20 protein-coding genes are annotated in these 25,760 nt (G+C 43.1%); 2 read left to right on the forward strand and 18 right to left on the reverse strand.

Annotated features, from left to right (window positions below):
• Positions 1 to 53: 53 nt before the first annotated feature.
• From V6W81_RS17655 to V6W81_RS17675, 5 genes are all read right to left on the reverse strand, one after another.
• Positions 54 to 233, reverse strand: a complete 180-nt coding sequence (locus V6W81_RS17655) for a YjfB family protein (protein WP_145047280.1) — start codon at positions 231 to 233, stop codon at positions 54 to 56.
• Positions 234 to 556: 323 nt separating this feature from the next.
• Positions 557 to 820 (reverse strand): hypothetical protein, encoded by a 264-nt coding sequence (locus V6W81_RS17660; protein ID WP_056689864.1) that lies wholly within the window; start codon positions 818 to 820, stop codon positions 557 to 559.
• An 80-nt stretch (positions 821 to 900) separates the two neighbouring features.
• On the reverse strand, positions 901 to 1,776 hold the full coding sequence (locus V6W81_RS17665) for a Cof-type HAD-IIB family hydrolase (RefSeq protein ID WP_338539920.1): 876 nt from the start codon (positions 1,774 to 1,776) through the stop codon (positions 901 to 903).
• Between the two features lie 50 nt (positions 1,777 to 1,826).
• Positions 1,827 to 2,279 carry an SMI1/KNR4 family protein gene (locus tag V6W81_RS17670; protein WP_338539921.1) on the reverse strand — a complete coding sequence of 151 codons (453 nt, stop codon included), beginning with the start codon at positions 2,277 to 2,279 and terminating at the stop codon, positions 1,827 to 1,829.
• A gap of 60 nt (positions 2,280 to 2,339) precedes the next feature.
• Positions 2,340 to 2,864 (reverse strand): GNAT family N-acetyltransferase, encoded by a 525-nt coding sequence (locus V6W81_RS17675; RefSeq protein ID WP_260985352.1) that lies wholly within the window; start codon positions 2,862 to 2,864, stop codon positions 2,340 to 2,342.
• Between the two features lie 217 nt (positions 2,865 to 3,081).
• Between V6W81_RS17675 and V6W81_RS17680 the strand changes: the two genes are divergently transcribed.
• On the forward strand, positions 3,082 to 4,242 hold the full coding sequence (locus tag V6W81_RS17680; RefSeq protein ID WP_338539922.1) for a S8 family peptidase: 1,161 nt from the start codon (positions 3,082 to 3,084) through the stop codon (positions 4,240 to 4,242).
• A gap of 358 nt (positions 4,243 to 4,600) precedes the next feature.
• On the opposite strand, the gene V6W81_RS17685 is transcribed toward V6W81_RS17680, so the two are convergent.
• The 7 genes from V6W81_RS17685 to V6W81_RS17715 form a co-directional block, all read right to left on the reverse strand.
• Positions 4,601 to 6,043, reverse strand: coding sequence for a 6-phospho-beta-glucosidase (locus V6W81_RS17685; protein WP_338539923.1), 1,443 nt, complete (start codon positions 6,041 to 6,043; stop codon positions 4,601 to 4,603).
• Positions 6,044 to 6,090: 47 nt separating this feature from the next.
• Positions 6,091 to 8,004: a beta-glucoside-specific PTS transporter subunit IIABC gene (locus V6W81_RS17690; RefSeq protein WP_338539924.1), complete on the reverse strand. Its 1,914-nt coding sequence runs from the start codon at positions 8,002 to 8,004 to the stop codon at positions 6,091 to 6,093.
• Between the two features lie 443 nt (positions 8,005 to 8,447).
• Positions 8,448 to 10,388 carry a beta-glucoside-specific PTS transporter subunit IIABC gene (locus V6W81_RS17695; protein ID WP_338539925.1) on the reverse strand — a complete coding sequence of 647 codons (1,941 nt, stop codon included), beginning with the start codon at positions 10,386 to 10,388 and terminating at the stop codon, positions 8,448 to 8,450.
• A gap of 170 nt (positions 10,389 to 10,558) precedes the next feature.
• Positions 10,559 to 11,398 carry a BglG family transcription antiterminator LicT gene (licT, locus tag V6W81_RS17700; RefSeq protein ID WP_056689838.1) on the reverse strand — a complete coding sequence of 280 codons (840 nt, stop codon included), beginning with the start codon at positions 11,396 to 11,398 and terminating at the stop codon, positions 10,559 to 10,561.
• 376 nt (positions 11,399 to 11,774) lie between these two features.
• The gene (locus V6W81_RS17705) at positions 11,775 to 12,077 is read right to left on the reverse strand and encodes a hypothetical protein (protein ID WP_338539926.1); all 303 of its coding nucleotides are present in this window, start codon (positions 12,075 to 12,077) and stop codon (positions 11,775 to 11,777) included.
• Between the two features lie 249 nt (positions 12,078 to 12,326).
• Positions 12,327 to 13,421: an acyltransferase gene (locus V6W81_RS17710; protein ID WP_338539927.1), complete on the reverse strand. Its 1,095-nt coding sequence runs from the start codon at positions 13,419 to 13,421 to the stop codon at positions 12,327 to 12,329.
• A 177-nt stretch (positions 13,422 to 13,598) separates the two neighbouring features.
• Positions 13,599 to 16,289, reverse strand: coding sequence for a glycoside hydrolase family 78 protein (locus V6W81_RS17715; protein WP_338539928.1), 2,691 nt, complete (start codon positions 16,287 to 16,289; stop codon positions 13,599 to 13,601).
• 134 nt (positions 16,290 to 16,423) lie between these two features.
• Between V6W81_RS17715 and V6W81_RS17720 the strand changes: the two genes are divergently transcribed.
• Complete coding sequence (locus V6W81_RS17720) at positions 16,424 to 17,296, forward strand: AraC family transcriptional regulator (protein WP_338539929.1); 873 nt, start codon at positions 16,424 to 16,426, stop codon at positions 17,294 to 17,296.
• Positions 17,297 to 17,429: 133 nt separating this feature from the next.
• On the opposite strand, the gene V6W81_RS17725 is transcribed toward V6W81_RS17720, so the two are convergent.
• From V6W81_RS17725 to gndA, 6 genes are all read right to left on the reverse strand, one after another.
• The gene (locus tag V6W81_RS17725; protein ID WP_338539930.1) at positions 17,430 to 17,996 is read right to left on the reverse strand and encodes a 5' nucleotidase, NT5C type; all 567 of its coding nucleotides are present in this window, start codon (positions 17,994 to 17,996) and stop codon (positions 17,430 to 17,432) included.
• A 124-nt stretch (positions 17,997 to 18,120) separates the two neighbouring features.
• The gene (ascB, locus tag V6W81_RS17730) at positions 18,121 to 19,584 is read right to left on the reverse strand and encodes a 6-phospho-beta-glucosidase (protein WP_338539931.1); all 1,464 of its coding nucleotides are present in this window, start codon (positions 19,582 to 19,584) and stop codon (positions 18,121 to 18,123) included.
• Between the two features lie 20 nt (positions 19,585 to 19,604).
• Positions 19,605 to 21,521: a beta-glucoside-specific PTS transporter subunit IIABC gene (locus V6W81_RS17735; RefSeq protein ID WP_338539932.1), complete on the reverse strand. Its 1,917-nt coding sequence runs from the start codon at positions 21,519 to 21,521 to the stop codon at positions 19,605 to 19,607.
• 163 nt (positions 21,522 to 21,684) lie between these two features.
• Positions 21,685 to 22,527 (reverse strand): BglG family transcription antiterminator LicT, encoded by an 843-nt coding sequence (licT, locus tag V6W81_RS17740; protein WP_338539933.1) that lies wholly within the window; start codon positions 22,525 to 22,527, stop codon positions 21,685 to 21,687.
• A 377-nt stretch (positions 22,528 to 22,904) separates the two neighbouring features.
• Positions 22,905 to 24,008, reverse strand: coding sequence for a metallophosphoesterase (locus V6W81_RS17745; RefSeq protein ID WP_338539934.1), 1,104 nt, complete (start codon positions 24,006 to 24,008; stop codon positions 22,905 to 22,907).
• A gap of 300 nt (positions 24,009 to 24,308) precedes the next feature.
• Positions 24,309 to 25,727: an NADP-dependent phosphogluconate dehydrogenase gene (gene gndA / locus V6W81_RS17750; protein ID WP_338539935.1), complete on the reverse strand. Its 1,419-nt coding sequence runs from the start codon at positions 25,725 to 25,727 to the stop codon at positions 24,309 to 24,311.
• Between the last annotated feature and the right edge of the window lie 33 nt (positions 25,728 to 25,760).

Raw genomic sequence — 25,760 nt, forward strand, 5'->3', positions numbered from 1 at the left:
CTTGCTTGCTGCGAGTTTGTTACATTGGAATACATCATACAGCGGAGTAACGTTTATACAGAGATATCCAATGTTCCTCCCAGATTGGGATGTGGAGCTGCCGACTTCAACATTTCAGTCATTTGTTGACCTTGCTGTTGCGCAAGATCTTTAGTCATAGACATGACTTGCAAGCCTGCGGATTGTTTAACCGATGCTTGACTCATGACTACAGACAATGCTGCGATATCCATAATCCACACTCCTTTCGTCTACAGGCTTTTGCACGTACATCATATATATCGGACAGTCGTGTCGAAATGATGAAGAAATGAATTGACTCTGTGCTTCTTTATTATGTTTTCTCTGTTCCTAGATCCGTTCTTCATGCTATAGTTTTAATAACTTAACTAAAATTCATCTCCAATGATCAAAATAAGTTAAATTCACAACAGGGAGAGATCTATATGAATGGCAAAAAATTCACGCTTATATTCACGGTAGTCAGTATTATCATTGTAGGAGCCATGGTTGGCGCATTGGTTGCAATCGTTCGGATGATGTCCAATTAATGAATTCACCCTAAATACTTCAATTCTCCATTCTCGCTTTTTACCCTTAGAACGACTTTGGCATTAACGTATTCTGGTGGCTGAATGAATTCCTGTCGGATCTCTGCCATCAGTTCCTTAATGACCTCTTCGACTTCCCCCAACGTGGTGTCTCTCGATACCAGTTTTGTGCGAACAATCTCATTTTGGCGATAGGCCTCGGAATACCCCTCGTGACCTTCTAATCCAAAGGCCTTAATTTCGAATTCCATTTTCATCAGATCCGACATTCATCAACCGTCCTTTCATCATATAAGAGTGCAGTTAGAATTCAATGGCCCATACTTCCTCCACACTCACCAAGCTGGAGTTACCCTTTAATTAAGCCATACTTCACAAAAGCATGGTATAATCCATCCTCTTGGACGGTACCCGTGACATCGTCTGCAATCGCTTTTAACCCAGGCTTCGCATTGCCCATCGCAACACCTACGTGACAGAATTCTAACATCTCCACATCATTCATCCCATCACCAATCGCAATGGTGTCTTCTCGGCTTATCCCTACATGTTCGATCAGATCGGCGATCGCTGAAGCCTTGTGCACACCCAATATCGTGAGTTCTCCGCTACCTTCACCAAAGATCGGCACGGTGCATTGAATGACTCCGAACTTTCCATTAAACTCCTGCTTAATGCGTTCAAACGGTACTATAGGATTCTCCAGAAAACAAACCTTATTGACGTCATGCTTGTACAGATCTGTTTCACCATAGGTGATCCCTGCAATAAATGGATGAGGCTGCTGTTCTTTTTTGGCTCGTGCTGATGGATCATTGTCTATATCGCCATATATGCGTCGCTCAAGGTGACCTTGCAGATTCCGGCTGCCATACAGTGCAGAGTTTGATTCCAGAAAGAAATCAATGTCATGTTCATTGAAAAAATCAACCATCTGGCGTACAGCTTCGACTGTAACCTTTTTGTGATATAACACCTGTTCGCCAAATTCCACATAGCCACCGCCTGCACCAATCAGGCCATCAAACCCCACTTCCCAGATCGCATCATAGACCTCAGCCTTGGAACGCCCCGTACAAAGATAGAGCAAATGCCCATTCTCGCGTGCTTGTTGACAAGCTTGTCGCGCTGATAACGGAAGGTTCCCTTCGTCATCTACCAACGTACCATCAATATCAATAAACACCATTTTAGGTTTCACTGTGTTCTGATTCGTTCTCTTCATCTCGTTATCCCTCATTGTGTAAGTCTATAGTCTGTTAATACGATAATGAGTTATCTTGGCGTGCGTTCGTCGATCAACCTCTCCAAAAATGCAGCAAAAGAATCAGCATATACTTCAGGTTCTCCATTTAAATAGTCAAGCCTAATTACCTTGTATTCCCCATTTTCATCTGCTGTTCGAATATCGAAATAATATATTTCATCCTCATCCGGGACAAAAAGCTCCACTTTCCCTTCCCGCTTCGCATCTTCATCAGCAAGACGATACATATACAAAATATCCGTATCCGCGTATTCTCGGTGTTCGGGAGGAGATATCGTAAGAATACCTGTCCCACTTAGGTGAGCTACACCATAATTCAGCAGCCACCAGCGATAGGAAGGTGGTAATGGAAAACCAAGCTCCTGTTCAATTTCAACAATCCAGCTCTCTTGAACCTGACGATTCGGAAACCAACGTAAGACTTGGGTATGCTCCAGTTTCTCAATTAGACTCGTATACATAAATAACTCCCCCAACTCGTGATATTAGGTAACAAAGAAATTACGTAAACGTTAAGGCCTTCAGATCTTGCCTGCTGGCTTATCCATATGTACAGTCTGCCAGTCATCGTTCTGTTCCGTAATAATGGTAAAACCTTGACGTTTCCAGAAATCTACAGCTCCAGGTAAAAAGTGATGTGTATGTAGGTACAGCGTTGTGTACCTCATGTCTCCCACCCTGTTTTCCAAGTCTTGCAACATCATCGATCCAATACCATATCTGCGATATGCAGGATCGACATAACATTTCACGATCTCGGCTGCGGACTCCTGTGGATATCGCCCTTGTATCACTTCAATTCGATCATCATATGGCAGAATTCCGATAGAACCAACGATCTGACCTTCACCCACCGTAGCTACCAAGAAAATTGCATCTTTGGACTCCATATAATGTGCACTGAATTGCTCAAAATCTAGAGGTAGTCTTGTGTGATCCAACATCGGAAACACTTCACGACGAACTCGCATGGCAAAATCAATGGCTTCCTGAATCTGGTGCACCTGAACGGGCGCTACTGTCGGTTTAATCAGAAATTGTGTCAAAACATTCCACGTTCCTTATCTCTGTATTTGGAGCTCATTGCTGGCACTTCTCAGAATGCTGTTCGTGCCGATCTGCTCTTCCATCCATCTTACCGAATTCCCGTCATCCTATCAATCTATCTGCACATCTAACCAAATTGGTAGAGCACCCACGCCATCTAATAGATTCTGCATACGATAAGTCGTATCATAATCCAAATTAGAGGGGGTATCTTCCATGTGGTTATGGATCAGCATCAGTGCAGTAACTGTCATGATGATAACCTGGTTCGTTTATCGTTATGTGGATTACGTGACGGAAAGTTCGTTTCATCCTCACGCTCCCAAGCAGCTTTTAGTCAAATTTAAAGAAGGGACAACCCCCGACGAGATGCACACGCTTCACCGGAAAGGTAGATGTAACGTTGCTGAGACGTATGAAGATATGGGCTGGTATCGTCTGGAATCTCGTAAAAACATGCATCGTATGCTCAAGCATTACAAGGATCATGAACTGATTGAGCATGCCGAACCCAATTATTACGTTAACACCTCTTTCACGCCTAACGACCCATTCTTCCCTTACCAGTACAATCTGCCAAAAATCAATGCTCCTGCTGCCTGGGATGTAAACCAGAGCAACAGCACGATCAAAATAGCCATCATCGATACAGGCGTGCAACTGAATCACCCCGAACTTGCCGCCAAGCTTCTCCCCGGTTACGACTATGTTGATTATGATAATATTCCCGAAGATGGGAACGGTCATGGTACCCATGTAGCCGGCATTGCTGCATCCATCACCAATAACGGTGTCGGGATTGCAGGTGTTGCACCACTAGCCTCCATCGTTCCAATTCGCGTACTGGATAACAACGGACAAGGAACGATGGGCAATGTCGGTAATGGGCTTGTCTTTGCAGCCAACAATGGTGTTCAAGTGATCAATCTAAGTTTGGGTGGTCCGATGGGCGAAGCATTCCTTCAAGCTGCCGTACAGTATGCTTGGGATCGAGGTGCCGTCATTATCGCTGCGGCAGGTAATGACAATACATCTTATCCAATCGTGCCTGCATCCTATCCCAACGTCATTGCGGTTGCTTCAACGAACCCTTCTGATCTAAAATCTAACTTCTCCAACTATGGCTCTTGGGTCGACATGGCTGCACCGGGCGACACCATCTTATCCACATATTTGGGTAGCTCTTATGCTTATCTTAGCGGAACATCAATGGCAGCTCCGCACGTAGCCGGAGTAGCTGCTTTGCTCGCTGCCAAAGGTAAAACAAACGCACAGATACGGGATGCCCTCTGCTTCGCTTCCGATCCAGTATCGGGTTCAGGCGTTTACTGGCAGTATGGACGGTTGAACGCCTACCAGAGCCTACAGGTACCTTAAACAGATCGAGTTTACTCAGGATCGCGTAAAGCATTCATATGTATCTTTGAGCGCCAACAAGTCAAAGTGTGACACCTAACTCATACATTCCATTCTACTATCAATCATAAAAAACCATAGGCCAACTGTTAAGATGTCTACCCTTTGGTTTGCTTATGCTCAATTCGATTTAAATTTTGGCCGCCTAAATCTCGATTCTATTTCAATCTCAGGTAGACCTAACTCCGGAAAAATCCATGTTGATTGACTACAAGTTGGCCTTAAAAATTAAATGGTAATTTCAAGTCATGCAAACAAAAAGCAATCCCGTTATAACGAGATTGCTCTTTGTTTTATTTAGTTATTGCTAGAAAAATGATTAGAAGTATTGTGCGCCATTATTAGCAATAACGTCTTTATACCAATGGAAGCTTTTCTTTCTCACTCTTCGCAGTGTACCTGTGCCGTCATTGTTCCGATCTACATAAATGTATCCGTAACGCTTCTTCATCTCACCAGTACCTGCGCTGACCAAGTCAATTGGCCCCCAGCTTGTGTAACCGAGAATCTCAACGCCATCCTGAATCGCTTCTGCCATCTCAGCGAAGTGGCTGTTCAGATATTCAATCCGGTAATCATCTTCTACGGTATCGTTGTCTAATAAGACATCCGTTGCACCAAGCCCATTCTCTACAATAAACAATGGCTTACCGTAACGGTCGTGTAGCTGATTACACGTAATGCGGAGCCCTTTGGGATCAATCGTCCATCCCCACTCTGAAGCTTGAAGATAAGGATTCTTCACGGAACCAAAGACGTTACCTTCGGTTGAATTCTTCAGCACTTCTGGATCAGCACTTGTACAACGGCTCGCGTAATAGCTGAACCCGATATAATCTACCGTGTTTTGTTGAAGAATATCTGCATCTTCCGGTTGCATATCAATATGAATGTTATGTTCTCTGAAGAATCGTTTCGTATACCCTGGGTATGCTCCCTTCGACTGCACATCGATGAAGAAGAAGGATTCTCGATCTAACTCCATCGCTTTCCATACATCATCCGGATTGGACGTGTAAGGATACACCATACCTGCCGCGAGCATACAGCCAATCTGTGCACCCGGAATAATCTCGTGACAAGCTTTAACTGCTAGTGCACTTGCCACCAATTCATGGTGTGCCGCTTGATATAATAGCTGTTCTTTGTCCTGCCCTTCCTTAAGTACAATTCCGGCACCGATATACGGCAGATGCAGCAACATATTGATTTCATTAAAAGTCATCCAGTACTTCACTTTACCCTTATACCGGTTGAATAACGTCTTCGCATATTTCTCAAAGAAACCGACCATTTTACGGTTTGTCCATCCACCATACGTTTCGACCAGATAAACCGGCACATCGAAATGGCAAATCGTCACTACCGGTTCGATGTTATATTTCAACAATTCATCAAAGACATTATCGTAGAATTGCAAACCTGCTTCGTTCGGCTCTGTCTCATCCCCATTCGGAAAAATTCGTGCCCAAGCGATGGAGAGTCTAAGACACTTGAATCCCATTTCGGCAAATAAGGCGATATCTTCCTTGTAACGATGATAAAAGTCAATCGCTTCATGTGAAGGATAAAACTCTCCCGCTTGAGGCACAAAAGAACTAAGATTACCGAGCGCAATGTTCATTCGATTGGCTCCCGTTGGAATCAAATCTACGGTCGTCAAGCCTTTGCCATCTGCTAGGTAAGCACCTTCCAATTGATTCGCTGCTGTTGCTCCTCCCCAGAGAAAATTCTCTGGGAAGGCTGTCAACTTCTCAAACATTGAGTAGCCCTCCCATATCATTGTGAATTCTGTTTATTTGATTGGACTTAATTTAGTACAGTGATCAATTTATCTTTTTCTTGAACAGATGCTTCTTTGGTTCCTACAACATCCAGATAGCTTGAAGTGTTTGTGATGATAATAGGTGTCACAATCTCATATCCTGCATCCTTAATCGCTTGCAGATCGAATTCCATAATCAGATCACCTACATTAACCCGGTCTCCATCTTTTACATGTGCGTTGAAATGCTGCCCTTTCAGTTGCACTGTATCCTGTCCGATATGGATGAGCATCTCTACACCATCATCAGTGACAAGACCAATCGCATGTTTAGTCCGATACACCGTTTGTACTGTGCCTGTAATTGGAGACACCACTCTGCCACTCGTTGGACGAATTGCAATCCCTTTACCCATGTGCTCTCCTGCAAACGTTACATCATTGATTTCTTTCAGTTGAACGATCTCACCAGCCATCGGGCTCATGATTTCATATCTGCTGTTTGGGTTTGGATCAAGTACTGGTGCTGGAGCAGGCGCTGCTTCTTCTTTGTCTTTGAAGCCAACTACATAAGTTAGAATGAAACCAAGGACAAAAGCAACCAGTGTTGCAACGATTACCATGTAGAATGAAGATTCAATTCCAACTTCTTTATTAATGAACGCTGGATATCCAAATACTCCGAGGCCACCAAACATATACAACTTGGAACCTGCAAATCCTAAAATACCACCACCGATACCACCAGCAATACAACTCATGATAAACGGTTTTTTCAGTGGAAGCGTAACGCCGTAAATCGCTGGCTCAGTTACGCCGAATATACCGGAAATAAATGCTGGAATACTGAGTGTTTTTAATTTTGTATTCTTAGTTTTGAGCAATACGGCAAGAACAGCACCAGTTTGAGCAAATGAAGCTGCGAATGACATCGCTACAATCGGATCGGCACCTGCTGTACTAAGGTTGAGCAACAGAACTGGAACGAGACCCCAGTGAAGTCCGAACAGTACAAACACTTGCCACAAACCACCGATAACCAAACCTGTAATAAGTGGACTCAAGTCATAAATATACGTAGCTCCCGCGCCGATGATTTGACCAGCCCATGTGGAGATTGGACCAATAACCAAGAATGTTGCAGGAACAATTACAAGCAAGGTGAAGAACGGAACAAGGAACGTGCTTACTACTTTTGGAATGACATTTTTGAAAAATCTTTCGATTTTTACAGCTATGAAAGTTGCAATGATGATTGGAATAACCGAAGAGGAATATTCCATCAGAATAACAGGCATACCTAGAAACGTAACGTGAATTGGTGATTCAAACAATGTACCTGTAAACAAGGTGTATAATGGATCCCCTGCTTTAAGACCAGCTAACGTCGGATACACGAGAGAGGCACCAATCGCCATCCCTAGGAACGGTGAACCACCAAATTTCTTGATTGCTGTATATCCCAGGAAGATAGGGAAGAAGTAGAACAAGCTGTCGCCCGTTGCTTTCAAGAGCTGATACGTTCCAGAATCCTGAGTGATCCATCCAAAGGCTACGAACATCTCATTGAAACCTTTGATCATCCCTGTCGCAGCAAGCAAACCGAGCAATGGTGTAAATACACCTGAGATCATATCGATAAAGCGACTGAACAAACCAACTTTCTTACCAGAGTTATCCTCTGCCTCTTCAAACTGTCCCTCGCTCGGGAAATTCCCCGCTTTGACTACAGCTTTATATACATCCGGCACTTCATTGCCGATGACCACTTGATATTGTCCACCACTCTGCATTACGGTAATAACACCTGGCAGATTTTTAAGTTCTTCCGTTTTGGCTACGCTTTCATTTTTCAGTTTAAACCGCAATCTTGTTACGCAATGGAATACGCTATTTACGTTCTCGCGACCCCCTACACGTGACAGAATATCCTTGGCCAATTGATCGTAGTTACTCATTGTATTTCCCCCTCTAAGTGTGTCTCATCCATGCCTTTGAAACAAAGAAAACCTGAACTACTGAACATACACAACGTACCGGATCATCCGGAAATAAGTCGTGTTATTCAGCAATTCAGGTTTTGCCCTTAACGGTTGCAACCCTGTAAGGCTGTACACATTGGTATTTAGTTATCTTAATAACTAAAGTAAGTTGCGATCAATCTTCACTGACCAAGGTTGGTCGGAATTGCCTGATTGAACAGTTACAATCCGATTGATGTATGCGCTTACTTCTTGAATTCATAATAGTACATCTGAACTACATTTGCAACAGTTATTTTTAAAGAATATAAATATATTATTTCCGGTATCTGGAATAGAAAAAAACAACTTCGAATAGTTCGAAGTTGTTTTTGAGTTAAATCCTATTTTCCAATAAATGATAGCACAATGAACTAGATTTAACCAATTACCGTGATCAATTTATCCTTTTCCTGCACGTTCTGAGCTGTCGTACCGACCACATCAAGATAATCCGCTGTGTTCGTTACAATAATAGGCGTGACAATCTCATAACCCGCTTCAACAATGGCTTGTAGATCGAACTCCACGATCAGATCACCCACACTCACACGGTCTCCATCCTTCACATGAGCTGTGAAATGCTGACCTTTGAGCTGTACCGTATCTTGCCCGATATGAATCAGAATCTCAACACCTTGATCATCTACAAGTCCGATTGCATGTTTAGTACGATAGATCGTCTGTACCACACCATTAATAGGTGATACTACTCTACCACTCGTTGGGCGAACTGCAATCCCTTTGCCCATATGCTCACCAGCAAAGGTAGCATCATTAATATCTTGCAACGGAACCACTTCACCCGTCATTGGGCTAGAAATTTCGTAACGATTGTTCGGATTAGGCTCAAGCGTAACCTTCTCTTCTTTTACTGGTTCTGGAGTCTGTTTAGCAGCTTCCGGATTAGCAGGATCATTGAATCCAATAGCATATACCAATACAAAGGCTAGTACAAAGGCAACTACAGTAGCGATCATAGCCATCCAGAATTCATAGTTAATTCCTTCTGTTGGGCTAATTAGAGCAGGAATACCGAAAATCCCTGAAGCGAATACAAATAATTTGGAGCCAGCGAAACCAACGATACCACCCGCTGCTGCTGAAGCAATACAGCTCATAATAAATGGTTTTTTCAGTGGTAACGTAAGACCATAAATTGCCGGCTCGGTCACACCGAAGATCCCTGATACAAAAGCAGGTACACCCAGTGATTTAAGTTTAGTATTTTTCGTTTTCAACATGACACCAAGAACTGCACCAATTTGTGCAAATGAAGCAGCAAACATCATAGCCAAAATAGGGTCTGCTTTTAATGTGGACAGATTAAGGAGCATGATCGGTACAATTCCCCAGTGAAGACCGAAGATAACCAACACTTGCCACAACCCACCAACAACAATACCTGTTACCAAAGGACTCAGGTCATAGATACCTGTTACACCTGCGCCGATTAACTGACTTGCCCAAGTAGCGATTGGACCAATCAATAGGAACGTTACGGGCACAACGATGAGAATCGTGAAGAATGGCGTAAGGAACGTTCTCACCACAGAAGGAATAATTTTCTTGAAGAACGCTTCTACTTTGGAACCAAAATAAGCAGCGATAATAACTGGAATAACGGATGTAGAATAGCTCATCAAAATAACCGGAATACCTAAGAACGTAATATGAATCGGTGATTCAAACAACGTGCCTGTAAACAACGTATACAATGGATCTCCAGTACTTAAACCGGATAACGTCGGATACACCAGTGATGCACCGAATGCCATACCAAGGAATGGTGACCCACCGAATTTTTTCATAGCTGTGTATCCCAAGAAGATTGGGAAGAAGTAGAACAGACAGTCACCTGCCGCGTTCAACAATTGATACGTACCGGAAGCAGGATCAATCCATTCAAGTGAAGTAAACATCGACAGGAAACCTTTGATCATCCCTGTTGCAGCAAGCAAACCTAGAATTGGCGTAAATACACCTGAGATCAAATCAATAAAACGACCAAGCAAGCTTTCCTTTTTGCCAGATGAGTCACCATTATCACTTGCACTCACGGGTTCATCAGCACTCATATTCCCAACTTGAAGCAGTGCTTTGTAGACATCAGATACTTCGTTACCTACGACGACCTGGTATTGTCCTCCGCTTTGCATAACAGTGATCACACCGTCGAGATTTTTGAGCTCGTCTGTTTGAGCATTGTTGTCATTTTTCAATTTGAATCTTAGTCTGGTCGCACAGTGTACAACACTATTAATGTTTTGTTTGCCACCAACGCCAGTTAGAATGTCTTTGGCTAGTTGCTCGTGTTTCATGTATTATGTTCTTCCTTTCTGATTAAACACGGATTCGAGGTATATTGGAGAGAATAAAAAAAACCTGAACATCTGAATGTCAAAACATTTCCCTTATAGGGGTAGTGTTCTGCATTCAATCGTTCAGGTTTTGCCCTTGTGGTTGCAACCCTGCAAGCTGATCTATGGGATTATTCAGAAGTTGCGTTCACAACTCTCTCAATATGAATTGTTAAGTACATCATTTCTTCGTCAGTCAGTTGATACGTGTAGTTGCTTTCAATGAATTTCTTAATCTTCTCGGAACACTTATGCGCTGCAGGATACTTTTTCTGAATCATCAGGAACAATTCATCATCATTGTTGCTCTTGTAATGTTTCCCCTTCACCAAACGTTGGGCGAAAAATTTCAAATGTGTCACAAAGCGATAAAATGTTAATGAGTTCTCATCAAAATCAATCTTGAAATGATACTTGATGATCGTCAAAATTTCTTGCATCACCTGCGTCATACTCTTGATATTCGGCATTTCTTCGTTCAACGCAGCATTTACAAAGTGCAGTGCCATAAAACCGGCTTCGTCCTCGGGCAGAATTACACCAAACTGATCACAGATCATATTGAGTGCTTCCAATCCAATTTCGTACTCTTCCTTGTACAACTGCTTTGTTTCCCAGATTAATCCGTTACGAATAGGCAGGTTCTTGCGATACCGCTCAATGGCAAAGTGGATATGATCTGTGAGATGAAGATAAATGCTCTCATTCAATTTCTTACCAAGTTTTAATTTGGCGTATGCGATGATCTCCTCCGACACTTTCATGTATTCCAGAGGAATGCTTGAGATTAATGCCTTAAAGTTTTCCTGAATATCTTCATTCTGTAAAGTAAATATCTTATCGATATGCTGCTCGGAAACAATATCACCCGCCCGCTTCTGGTAAGCAATCCCCCGGCCAATGATAATAACTTCCTGCTCGTCATTCATTGCAACTACAGCATTATTGTTCAGCACCTTCTCGATTTTCACTTTATCACTCCAATATACAGAAAAAGACAAACCAATCCCTTTTCTCAAGGTATACGGCTTTGCCTGATTCAACAGTTACAACCCGATATGTTGTACGCGCTTCCCTCATATTATTACAAAATTCTACATAGTGCAACAAAAAGTTAATATTCCTCTATTATCTCTTCTAGGGCTTACGCATCATTATTGTCATGATGGATGATCAGAACCCTCTCTTTAAATTAGAACGCATCGTGTCTGAGTGATCTTTAATCATAATATAGCCAGAACGAGCACGATCATGCTTACGGTGTTACATTTTTATTTTCACTGTTCGTATAGCTGCTTCATGTCCATCTTAAGCGCGATTTAGAACACCCTCTATAACAGCTAACGCTCATATGTTCTTTTTTCGATCCTGCTCCAGCTCTGCTTCAATCTCCTGATTGATACTTTTCATCTCATCAGGACTTAACTGACTTACATCTTTATTCTGACGTTCCATCTCATACTGTTCGGCTTCTTTTTTGTTCATCAGTCCCAGATGGTTCTTAATCGCCAGAATATCCTCTCGCATTTTCACCGTTTGACGGTAGTTCTCCGCCACTAATGCTACAGCTATGCCTATTAACAGAATTGGTCCAAACGGAACTAATACAGCAAGCACTGATGCTACAATAAGTACCAAAAGCATATACAAACTTCTCACTCCCTTTATTAATTTCCCTTAGCATAAGCCCTGAGTTCAACAAAATTTGCTCCGGAAGCAGATCTAGGTGGATCTGATTGAGCAACCTCTCACCAATTCCAAAATATTGAAATTACAATATTACCCCATCATACATGCTCCCAATGAAATAAAAAAGAGATTTCGAGCAATCCTCGTAAGAAAGGAAGCTTGAAACCTCTATCGTTCATCTATGCTTGCATGATATTTAATATCAAATATCTAGCGACCGATCAATATCCAGCCCCAGTTCACTTTGCGAATGCCAAGTGCAACCAACCATGATAGTCCTAGAGCTGCAAGGTATGACAATATAATGCCGATACTGAAATGTGAGACAAATATTGTAGTGAACTCACGTCTCCAGAATAACAATACCATTGGATGTATGAGAAACACACCAAAGGCGACAGTTCCCAGTGAATTCAAAACTGCTCTGACCTTGAGCGGGTTTGAATGTTTTATTTTACGAGTGCCTAATTGTTCACAGATCAGCATCAACACTAAGCATGCCGACAATGTAAACAGATTACGAAATACAAACAATAGTGCATATGTAACAAACGGCATGTCTTCAAGTATCATTTTCACATATGAACTGCCATAGATGGAAATAACGCCTCCGGCAATGAGTGCCGCCAGTACAACAAACCGAAACGAATGTAATATTCGAAGAGCTTTCTCGAAATTCAGACCGATCCAAGCTCCAAATCCAATGACGATGAAATAACTTGGCAACATACTGCCCAAACGTTCCAAATGAACTTGAAGATGAATCATATAAAATACCGCCTGTGCGGCAATGAAGAATAGTGGCATGTATTTGGTGAAGACAGCATGCTTCGTTAAGGACAACAATATAGGAAAGACCACATAAAATTGCAGAATAATTAGAAAAAAGTACAGATGTGTATGTGCCGTCCCCGTCAGCAATTGCTCGCCAAATCGCTCCAGATGATCGACAGGCTGTTTCCCTGCGATAACTTGCTTCACAACAAAGTAAATGAATGACCATACGAGATAAGGAACAAAAATATACAGCAAACGTTTCTTGTAAAAAGCTGGAACCCAGCGACGATCATTCGCCTTAGAATGATAATTGTAGAACAGAACAAGTGATGACAGAAATAGAAATGCCGGTACTGCAAATTGGAAAAATTGATTCCAAAAATAATAAAACTCTTGCTGGAACGTATTCTTCGCATAATGCGTAACTGCTGTAGAAGTAGCATGAATCGCAACTACTGCAATAATAGCAATAGCACGATAGAAATCCAGATAGCCAATATGCTTGGGCCGATTAACAGATTGATTCATACATCAAAAACCTCGCTTATGCCTGATATAAAAGAAGATAGGTTCCGGCCGCAATCCAGATTCCATGCTTCATTCTAATCAGCGAGCGAGGCTAATACAATGGTTATACATATCATTTTTCGACGATTTAAAACAATATAAAACAACTTTCGACATTTAATCTATGATGCTTGATCGTTATGCTTCCGTTAACTGCATTTTGTATTGAAATAGATAACTTCCTGATCCCAACATCACTTGGAGCTGACCTGCTTCTAATTGAATGTCATTTACGTCTGAAGCCTGATCCAGCGCTACGTCATCAAGCAGGACTGTATCAGATACCGCATTGGGAAGCACGACTGTTGCTGTCGTATTCGCTGGCACAACTACACGGAGCTGCATCTCACCTTGTTCTTGTCGTGTCCAGCCGGAAAGCACTTTTCCATACATCGTCTCTATACTAGCCTCCACCCAATCTAGTCCAGGCCCTGGTTGCGGTTCAATATGAATGGCTTGGAAACCGGGACGTTCTACGTCTGCACGTATGCCTGCCACATAACGATACAACCACTCGCCAATTGAACCATACGCATAATGATTGAACGAATTCATGTCAGCACTCCACATCCGGCCATCTTCCTTGATACCATCCCAATGCTCCCAGATCGTAGTGGCACCTTGAGTGACCTGATATAACCAGGATGGATAATCCTCATGAAATAGTAGGGTGTAAGCTAGCTCATGTTGCCCCGTCTCGCTAAGCACAGGGTTCAAATAAGGGGTGCCTACAAATCCTGTTGTCAGATGATTATTCGCTTCAGCAATCAGTTTGCTGAGTTGATCAATCGCTCGTTTCCGTCCAGACTCCTCTAATAGATCAAAGTGCAATGCCAGCACCACAGCTGTCTGAGTTGGTACCGCAATTCGACCCGATGGTGTCACGAACTCCTCTCGAAATGCTTTAACAATATGATCATGCAGTTCACCATAATGCGCTGCTTCTTCGTTTTTCTCCAATGCTAAGGCAGCTTTTCTCATTAAAGATACAGAATAGGCATAAAAGGCCGTTGCTACATAATCCGGATCGGTCGCTCCGATGTAGCTATCTGGTTTGGAATCCAGAGCCAGCCAATCTCCAAAGTGGAAACCCGTATTCCATAGATATGGCTTATCGCCTTGATGATAAATATAGTCAACCCAGCGTTTCATACTTCCATATTGCTCAGCTAGCAATCGTATGTCACCGTACATTTCATACAGTGTCCATGGACAGATCACCGCCGCGTCTCCCCAAGCTGCAGACGAGTGCCCTGTATCTTGCATCTCGTTGGAGAAGATTTCACTACTTGGGTTAGGCACGAAAAAGGGTATGCCGCCATCTGCACGCTGGTCTGCTCCTAGATCACGAAGCCACTTTGTGAAGAATGGTGCCGTGTTCATGAGGTAGGACGCTGTTCGGATAAACATCTGCGCATCTCCCGTCCATCCAAGACGTTCGTCACGCTGTGGACAATCTGTCGGTACATCGAGGAAATTCCCCTTTTGCCCCCACAAAATGTTGTGATGTAGTTGATTAACAAGTGGGCTAGAACACTTGAATTCACCCGTCTGCTCCATATTGGAATGAAGGACAGCCCCTGCAAAATCTTGCAGATTAATGTGCTCTGGAAAACCAATCAACTTCACATAACGGAATCCCTGAAATGTAAAGTGGGGCTCATACGTCTCGGCCTCGCCTCCCTTGAGGGTATATTGAATTCGCTGCTTGGCAGCTCTCAGATTATCCGTGTAGAAATTACCGTCATGATCCAATATTTCGGCATGTAACAGCTCAACCTCATGACCTGACTCACCTTGAATCGTGAATTTCATCCATCCCACCATGTTCTGACCCATATCAAGCACACGGTCACCCTGCGGTGTGGTAAGTATAGCTATAGGTTGAAGATACTCCACTTGCGTAACGGGTACATTCTCTTGAGCAACGATGATGTCTTTCGGATGATCCAGTATTTCTACCGGCGACCATGATGACGAATCAATATCTGTCCATGCTGTTTCCAGGCGGGCATCATATGTCTCACCCATATAAATATCAGACATGCGAATCGCACTTGAAGACGACTGCCAGTGTTCATTTGTCACGATATACTCCTCTGAGCCGTCTGAATACTCTATGTGAAGTTCAAGTAATAAGGCTGTCCGTTTGCCATAAAATTGTTGTTCATTCTTCCATCCCAAATATCCTTTATACCACCCATCACCTAAGTAGGCGCCGAGTGTATTCTCACCAATCTCTAAAGAGTCCGTAATATCGTACGTCTGATATTGTAAACGCTTACTATAACTCGTCCATCCAGGTGTGAAATACGCCTCTCCCACACGTTTATCATTCAAATGAAGCTCATATAACCCAAGAGCTGTGACATAAACTCTTGCTTTGGTTACAGCCTTATTTAGTTGAAATGATGTGCGGAGACGCGGGCATGATTCATCCTTCTCCTCTTCTGCTGATAATGGTGCCGAGATCCATTCTGCTCGCCAAGCATCCGCACTGTCCATTAGCCCCATTTCGAAGAACGCGGTAACCGACCAGTCTGATTCGTTCTCGTGGTTATCCCATACTTTAATCCGGTAATCATACCTTGTTCTTGCCGACGGGAGCCAGCCATCTAATTCAACATGTATGGATTGGTTGGAGATCACCTTACCGGAATCCCACACCATCTGCTCATGCGAATCTTGTAGAACTAATTGAATCTGGTAGGCGGTCTGAACACAGTTTCGCTGGTCTGACTGTAGATGCCAGCTTAATCTTGGCGACCTCACATCCAGACCGATTGGATTTATTTTATACTCACAGCGAAGATGATGAACCGTCAACATAAGAGAAACATCCCTTTCCATCGTGGTTTCATATTCTGTCTTACGCTATAATTATATCGATCCTATGGGAGATCATACCCGGTGATTCGGACGAATTCACCCGGTAATTCGGTCATGAATTGAGGTTGTTAAACATGCAATCAGCGATTGAGCTATTTAAAAGTGAAACCTTTTTAAACAACAATCTTAAATTATTTGTGAATCGATGCTCGGAAAATTTCGATGCCCCGTTCCATGCACATGACTTCGTAGAGTATTGTTATGTCGCGGAAGGAAAGGGCTTTCATCACATTGGAGAAGATGTCATTCCAGTGCACAAGGGTATGCTGTTTGTTATCCCAATTGGTATTCCTCATGTCTTTCGGCCTTCCACTCCAAACCTATCCGTGACACCACTTATTATTTATAACTGCCTGTTTAATGCTGAACTGACCTCAACGCTCAGTACAATCATTCAGGAGCAAGCGATATGCGATCACCTCAAGCAACTAGAACTCAATCAGATGCCTTATGTACATGTCGTTGATCATACTCAGCAGATCGAAGAAATTATGATTAGATTATATAAAGAATCGTCTCTACTAGACACCGGCTCTTCCACGATGTTATATACCTTGGTTAGCCAACTAGTTGTGACGACTTATCGACAATACCAACAGGATTATAAGCAAACGCATTCCAATACAGATGATTTTGAACACGTCCTCAGGTACCTGAATCACCATATTCATGAACGAATCCGTCTACGTGATCTCGTCCGTATATCCAGTTGGAGTGAGAAGCACCTTGGACGTATGTTTCTGAAGCATACAGGCCAGACTTTTGGTTCTTACCTTCAACATCTGCGTATACAAAAAAGTTGCGAACTCCTAAAGAGTTCACAACATAATGTCAGCCTGGTCGCCGAACTGGTCGGCTACCGGGATGTAGATACTTTTTACGCCGTCTTTAAAAGAATCACGGGTACAACACCTCATATGTATCGCAAAAGCTATACATCAGATTAACCGGCAGCTAGGACGCTCAGAAAGAGTTCATAATTCATGCGATCGTTGTTGCATATCCAAAAGATGAGATGCCGCCAAACATTCACCGCAATCAAAAGTGAACTTATTGAACAGCTTTTTATAGAACGGTTTATCAGGCGTTTACCGTTTCAAGTATTCTATCAATGTATTCTTTCGCTCCATGCCATGTAGACATCAACGGAAACCCATACCGCTCCCGTTCTTTCACATTCCATGGATGAGGAATACAGAGTACTTTTCTCCCTAAGTCATGTGCAGCTATTAAGTTATGAGCACCATCATCGATTAACAGATCGAAGCCAAGTAGGTATTTTCTTTTGCATGTAATAAATTGGTCTGCCGTAATAAAAGGCATATGCTTCTGAAGCCAGTTCCACTTCTCTACCACTGTTCTTGGTTCTGCCGCAGTCACGATAATTAGATCATACGCTTGGTTCAACTTCTCCATCTCTTCGACCACATATTCGTCATATAGTTCCAACTCTTCGAACAGACCCGGGCGACCATAGAAAACATCATGGGTACTCTCTGGGTGGCGCAAGTGAGAGGTGTCCCAATGAAGCATATCCTCATATCGCAGCGGATGTGTTGGGAAATTAATGTTGTTATGATATATGGCGCGTTTCACGAGCTGACATATGGTGTCGTCCATGTCGACTGCAATAATTGGTTTATTCATCTAGATCTCCCCCCGATACGAACACAGTATATCACCATACATGTTAGGAGGCTATTGTTTTTCAGCTCTAATTAAAAGGCGGCTCTTGCGCCGCAACATCGACATGCAAGAACTGCCCAGTATATTACGCTAAATCTTCACCATTTGAAGCAATCACTTTCTGATACCATGCAAAGCTTTTTTTCTTCAAACGATTCAGTGTACCCTTTCCATGATCATCCTGATCCACATAGATTACGCCATATCGTTTGGACATTTCTGACGTGGAAGCACTGATGATGTCAATGGCGCCCCAGTTGGTGTACCCCATAAGGTCTACCCCATCCATTACGGCCTCTTTCATCTGAGTAATATGTCTTCTCAGGTAATCGATCCGATAATCATCGTTAATGGAACCATCAGCTTCAAGCGTATCCTTAGCTCCGAGACCATTTTCAACAACGAATAACGGCAATTGGTAGCGATCATACAGTTCTTTCAATGCAATACGTAGTCCGATGGGATCAAGCTGCCAGCCCCACTCTGTACGTTCCAGATTCGGATTCTTGATCGTGCTATACAGATTGCCTCCAGTCACCCCATAATCTTCGGGATTCACTGCCGACACTAGCGATGTATAGTAGCTAAACGAGATAAAGTCAACGGTATGCGCACGTAGAATTTCCTTGTCTCCTGGTTCCATTACAACAGAAATTCCGTTCTCTGCCCAATAACGATCCATATACGCGGGATAACTACCACGAACCTGAACATCTGTATGAAGTAAATTCAACTGATTGTCCACCTGAGCTTGCAGAACATCTTCCGGCTTCGAGGTAGCTGGGTAGTGAATCATACGAGCTAGCATACAGCCAATTTGGAAATTCGAATTAATCTGACGTGCTTTCTCCGTAACCAGACTGCTGGCAACAAACTGATGATGGAGCGCTTGATATGAAGCCTGCATGGTGTTCTCCACACGATCCTCGATAATACCACCGCCAGTGAACGGCTCAATAATGGTTGTATTAATCTCATTAAACGTTAACCAGTATTTTACCTTGTCTTGATACCGTGTCATGACTGTCTCTGCATATCTCACAAAATGTTCGATCACCTCGCGGCCTGCCCAACCGTTGTACTTCAATACAAGCCCCATCGGCATCTCATAATGCGAGAGCGTCACGAGTGGTTCGATATCATATTTGCGCAGCTCATCAAAGACTTCATCATAGAAACGTAATCCCGCTTCATTCGGCTCAGTTTCATCACCATTAGGGAAGATACGCGGCCAGTTGATGGACAACCGGAATGTCTTGAAGCCAAGTTCAGCGAATAACGCGATATCCTCTCTAAAACGGTGGTAAAAATCGATTCCGTAACGCTTCGGATACCCTTCTGCGCTGTGGTAAGCCATGGCCTTTTCAACCGTTGCACTGGTTACATGCATAAGCTCTCTTAGGTTCGTATAATCTTTTTTTTCAAAATAAGGAACCATATCTGCCGTAGAGAACCCTTTGCCTCCTGCGTCGAATCCTCCTTCTGCTTGGTTAGCTGCTATAGCGCCACCCCACAAAAAACCTTCTGGAAAACCTTGTCGATTGCTCATCGTTATCCTCCTCTTCTCTTTTACAGTTCTGCTTTTAATACATCCTGACCGATCTGAATGTCGCCTAATTGCACAGGTTGAACTGTACGATAATCGGCTGTATTAGTAACTACCATTGCTGTAGTAATGTCATATTCCTTCGCAATTTCATCAAGTTCAAACGTAAGCATAAGATCTCCCGCTTGCACGCGTGTGCCTGATGTAACATGGGATTCAAAATACTGTCCACGTAGTTTCACGGTGTTGATTCCGACATGAATCAGTAGTTCCATACCATCATCACTGCGTACAACAATGGCATGTTTTGTTTTGAACACATTCATTACCGTTCCTGTGACTGGAGATACGAGTTCACCGATCGAAGGCACGAAAGCAACACCTTTGCCCATCAATTCGTCTCCAAAGGTAGGATCATTGACCTCTTGCAGGGGGATTGCTTTTCCTGTCATCGGTGCAACTGCTGTTGCATTACCTGTAGGAGCTGGAGCACCCATGTCGTCCACGTCTACAGATGCGTTATTGGCAGGTGTAGCTTTGGGTGACGCTGTAGCGCCTGGAGAGAATTGAGCCAACGCTTCAGCATCGCCTTCTTCCTCCTTAATTCCGAATACGACAGACATGATCGTTCCTACAATAAACGCTAGCGCCATACCACCTAGTGAATACCAGAAGGTTTGTCCGATCAACGAAGGAAGTCCTGGGAGACCGCCGTTACCTGCAAGGACATATGCTTTAGCACCAAATGCGAGGGCGAATCCACCACCCACTGCGCTACCAATCATAGCTGCAGCAAAAGGTTTTTTGTACTTCATGTTTACGCCGTACATTGCAGGCTCAGTTACACCCATGAGTGCCGTGAAACTTGTAGACAAGGCAACGGTTTTAAGTTTTTTGTCCTTCGCACGGAAGAATACACCTAATGTTGCACCTGCCTGACCCATGTTAGAGATGAACGTCAGTGGCAAGAACTTATCGAAGCCCAGTGTTGCAATGTTACTCAAGATGATTGGCACTAACGCGTAGTGCATTCCCGTCATGATGATCAACGCCATCGCGCCGCCTAGCACAATACCCGCGATCAGACCACCTTCATTCAGCAACCAGTTAATGCCGCCCGACAAACCGTTACCTACAAATGTTCCCAGAGGACCAATAGCAATTAACGTTACTGGAACCATCACAAGCAAGGTAATCAGAGGTACAAGCAACAATTTCAATGCTGCTGGAATGATGCGGTCAACCCACTTCTCTACAAAGGACATGAGCCATACTGCAAGTAAGATCGGAATAACCGATGAAGCATAACTTACAGCAGTTACTGGAATACCGAGAAACGCAACGGATTGACTTCCATCAAGCAATTTGCTCATGTCTGGATACATTAGTGCCGTACCCAGCGCTATCGCTACAAACGGGTTACTGCCGAATTTTCGAGCAGCACTTACTGCGATGAGTAGCGGTAAGTAGTGGAATACCCCATCACCAATAGCTGAGAGAATCCGATATACATCTGTTCCCGCTGTCATCCAGCCCACAGATACAAATAAGGCAAGCAATCCTTTGAGCATACCCGCCGCTGTAATGGCTGGCAGCATTGGTGCAAATACACCCGCAATGGTCTCGAAAATGTTAAGAATGATGTTTTTGTTTTTATCTGGCTTAGGTTGTTTCGTCTCTGTACTTTGCCCAATGGCTGGATGATCCTTGACCATTGCATCAAATACTTTAGATACATCGTTACCGATGATTACCTGGAACTGATCGCCAGAGATATTCGTGCCCATGACTTTATCTAGTTGCTTTAGGGAACCATTATCCACTTTGTCGTTATCTTTCAGATCAAAACGTAACCGTGTGACACAATGATATACCGAGTTAATATTGTCTGTACCCCCGACGGCTTTAATGATTCCCTGTGCCGTTTCCTGATGTTTCATATGGAGCTCCTCCTCATTTTTCCAATAAAAAATACCCGAACGAATACAACGCAGACTTCTGACGTCATTTCATTCGGGTATTGCCTGATTGAACAGTAACAAGCCCAGTCATATTCAATTGTTGTTACTACAATTGGTGTTTGGTGCAATAGATGTGAGTTATTTACCTATCTCGCTTGGTCTTCATCAACCGCTCCAAGTGGAGCGTCAGATATAACTGCTCCGAATGTGTCATGTCATACTGATAGTTCTTATGGATAAAAGCTTCAATCTTACCAATACATTCGAAGGTTTCCGGATAGTTTTTCCGAACGACCTCGTATAAATACTCTTCCGCGTCATCATGTGATGAATGTGTAATGACCCGCTGACAAAAATATTTCAAATGTGTGATGAACCGGAAATAGTTAACACTATCTTCATCCAATTCTACATTAAAGTGATATTTGATAATATTCATGATCTCCTGAAGCAGCTGCATCAGGTGGGTGACATCATTCATTGAATCATTGACTTCTGCATTAATGAAATGCAAAGCGATATTGCAAATTTCATCCTTGGGGAACTCGATATCCAGTCGTTCCTTGAGCAAGGTTAACGCTTCTCTAGCCACATCGTACTCTGCCTTATAGAAATGCTGTACTTCCCACGAGAGCGGATTACGCGTAATCATGCCGTTTTCCATCCGCTGAACGGCAAAATGAATATGATCTGACAGGGAGACGTAAATTCCGTCACTGATCGTTTTATTCAGCTGCGTCCGCGCAAGCGTAACAATATCATCCGTTGCCTGCAGAATTTCAATGGGCACTTCCGCCACGATCGATTTGAATCTCTCATAAATCGATGTATCCTGAAGGCGAAACACCTTTTCAATTCGCTCTTCGTCAATCTCATCGCCAGCTTTAAACTTAAATCCGATACCCCGGCCGAGGATCAGCAATTCCTGATTTTTATCATCCACTGTGCTGACGATATTGTTATTAAATATCTGTTTGATAATCATAATGGACCCACCTGCTTTATTTTGAGACATAAAAAAGGGCAAAACCAAAACAGAAATAATAAAATCATTTCCATAGTGGTTTTGCCCGCTTTACCGGTAACAAGCCTCGGATATAATTTATCACAAGCTGAAAACGGTGTCAACAGAAATTCCTGCCACTGTCTGTCTTCTATGTTTTTCATATTGAACATTTACTTTTCCTTTCACATGGAAGAGGCATGTACTTTTATAATATTTACATTTTAATGAAGGAACAAACAGGGGGAAATTCAAGGAGTACTCTCGATATTATTCGAGCCACAGAGCTAGAGGTATGCCAAGGGGATTACGTACATGTAACATATACAAAAAAGCCCTTCTAGCGAAGGGCTTTGGTTTTATTGTTTAAACGTTACATTAATCTCTACAATCTCAGAGCGACTGCTTGTCCGAATTGGAGGTCCCCAGAAACCATATCCAGAGGTCACAATGGAATGCATATCACCCTTTTGCAGATAACCCCAATCATTCTCGTAAATCGCTGCTGTGATGAACTGTGCCGGCGCAATCTGTCCTCGATGCGTGTGACCGGATACGACCAAGTCAACCTTATTCTGTTCGGCAATATCCAGATCATAAGGCTGATGATCCAACATGATCACCGGTTTACTCAGATCTGTATCCTGCATCAATGTCGCTACTTCAGCACGATCCTTCTCTGTTCGATCTTTACGCCCAATAAGGGTGATCTTATCATCTAACATAATCTTATCATCGTATAATACTTGCATATCACTCTTCTCTAACGCTGCGATGAGATCTTCAATCGGCCCATCAAACTTATCATGGTTACCCAAGGAAGCGTAGACCCCATAAGGTGCTTTGATGTCACGAATAATATCTGCAATCCCACTATTGAGGTACATGTCCAGATTGTCATCAATAATATCACCTGGATATAACACGAGATCCGGCTGGAGTGCATTAATTTCCTCTACCATACGCTTCGCATGAGCTGGGCCTGATAGAAGTCCAAAGTGCATGTCTGCTGCCATCACGATCTTGACCTTGTCCATGCCCTCAACCTTTTTATCCACCTGGATATTATACTGTCTAACGACTGGACTATACGCATTAAATATCCCGTATCCTAGTGTAGACAGCAGCAGAATCAGCGTAACCACACCACCCCATTTGTGTGCGTGATGTCTTGGAATACGAGTTAAGCGGAGTAACCAAAGTACTAAATGGGCAACAGGCAAAATGATTAATAACAATGAGAAGATGGCGAGCCAGTATGAACCGATAATGCTCAAAAATGAAATGTTACCAAACATTCTCGCCAAAATAAACGACAGTGACAGGAACACCAGTACAACGATGTACAGCAAACGGAATCTGGCTGCCACAACAGGCTTCATCCAGCTCCAACCGCTCCATCCTATGTAGAACACTAAAAGACCATATACAAGCAAAAACAATATACCTATAAGTACAAACATGCCAAGCTTAACCCCCACGTCAAATTAAGTATAAGTTGTTATTTGAATCCAATAGACAAATTTCACCTCTATACATGAGTATAACGTAGTTAAAGGGGTCGACGCATCTATTTACCTCAAGTAGTTGCGTACATTTTATTACAATTTGATGATACTTAAATTCAAACATTCTTTAATCACGCTTTTAACCATAAAAAAACACCCATGTTCCTTCATAAGTCTACACTCATGAGGAACAAGGGTGTCATATTGCTGTATAAATGGCGCTAAATAATTTCAAGTTCCATCTATACCATATAATTACTCGTTAGTGTCCATCCATTGGAAGTGGAATGAACCTTCTTTGTCCACGCGTTGGAACGTGTGTGCACCGAAGTAGTCGCGTTGTGCTTGCAACAGGTTTGCAGGCAAACGTTCTGTACGGTAGCTATCGTAGTAGGACAGTGCGCTGGAGAAGCCAGGAACCGGAATTCCTTGTTGTACAGCAGCTGCCACGACTTCACGCCATGCGCCTTGGTAAGATTCAACGATGTTTTGGAAGTATGGATCTAAGAGCAGGTTTTTGAGCGCTGCATCTTTATCGTATGCTTCTTTGATGTTTTGCAAGAACTGTGAACGGATGATGCAGCCACCACGGAAGATCATAGCGATGCTACCGTATTTCAGATCCCAGCCGTACTCATCGGATGCAGCACGCATCTGAGCAAAGCCTTGAGCATAGGATACGATTTTACTTGCGAACAGTGCTTTACGCACATTCTCAATGAATGCTTTTTTGTCGCCAGAGAACGTTTCTGTCGCAGGGCCATTCAGAATTTTGCTTGCTGCTACGCGCTCGTCTTTCATCGCCGACAAGAAACGGGAGAATACGGATTCGGTAATCATGGACAGTGGAACGCCGAGATCAAGCGCACTTTGGCTTGTCCATTTACCTGTTCCTTTTTGTCCAGCTGCATCCAAGATTACGTCTACCATTGGTTTGCCGGTTTCTGGATCGTATTTGGAGAAGATGTCTGCTGTAATCTCAATCAAGTAGCTATCCAGCTCACCTTGATTCCATTCTGTGAAGATCTCGTGCAACTCTTCTACAGAGACATTCAATACGGATTTGAGCAGGTGGTATGCTTCACCAATCAACTGCATATCCCCGTATTCGATACCATTATGCACCATTTTGACATAGTGTCCTGCACCGTCTGGTCCGATATATGTGCTGCAAGCATCATCGCCAACTTTAGCCGAGATTGCTGTCAGGATAGGCTCAACTAAGGCATAAGCACTCTCTTGTCCACCAGGCATAATTGCTGGACCTTTCAATGCGCCTTCTTCACCACCGGATACACCTGCGCCAATAAAGCGGAATCCTTTTTCCTCCAGCTCTTTGCTGCGGCGTTGCGTATCAGGGAAGTACGCATTACCACCATCAATGATAATGTCTCCTTGGTCTAAGTAAGGAAGCAATTGTTCAATCGTTGCATCTGTTGCTTTACCTGCTTGAACCATGATCAAGATTTTGCGCGGAGATTCCAAAGAAGCTACAAACTCTTCAATTGAAAACGTACCGATTAGGTTTTTCCCCTCAGCTTCTTTCAAAAGGTCATGCGTTTTCTCAGGTGAACGGTTAAATACCGATACGGAAAACCCTTTGCTCTCAATATTAAAAGCCAAGTTTTTACCCATTACTGCCAATCCAATAACACCAATCTGTTGTTTACTCATTATGTCCTCCCAAAGTCCATGTTTTATATTTTT

The sequence above is a fragment of the Paenibacillus tundrae genome, from assembly GCF_036884255.1.
Classification (GTDB): Bacteria; Bacillota; Bacilli; order Paenibacillales; family Paenibacillaceae; genus Paenibacillus.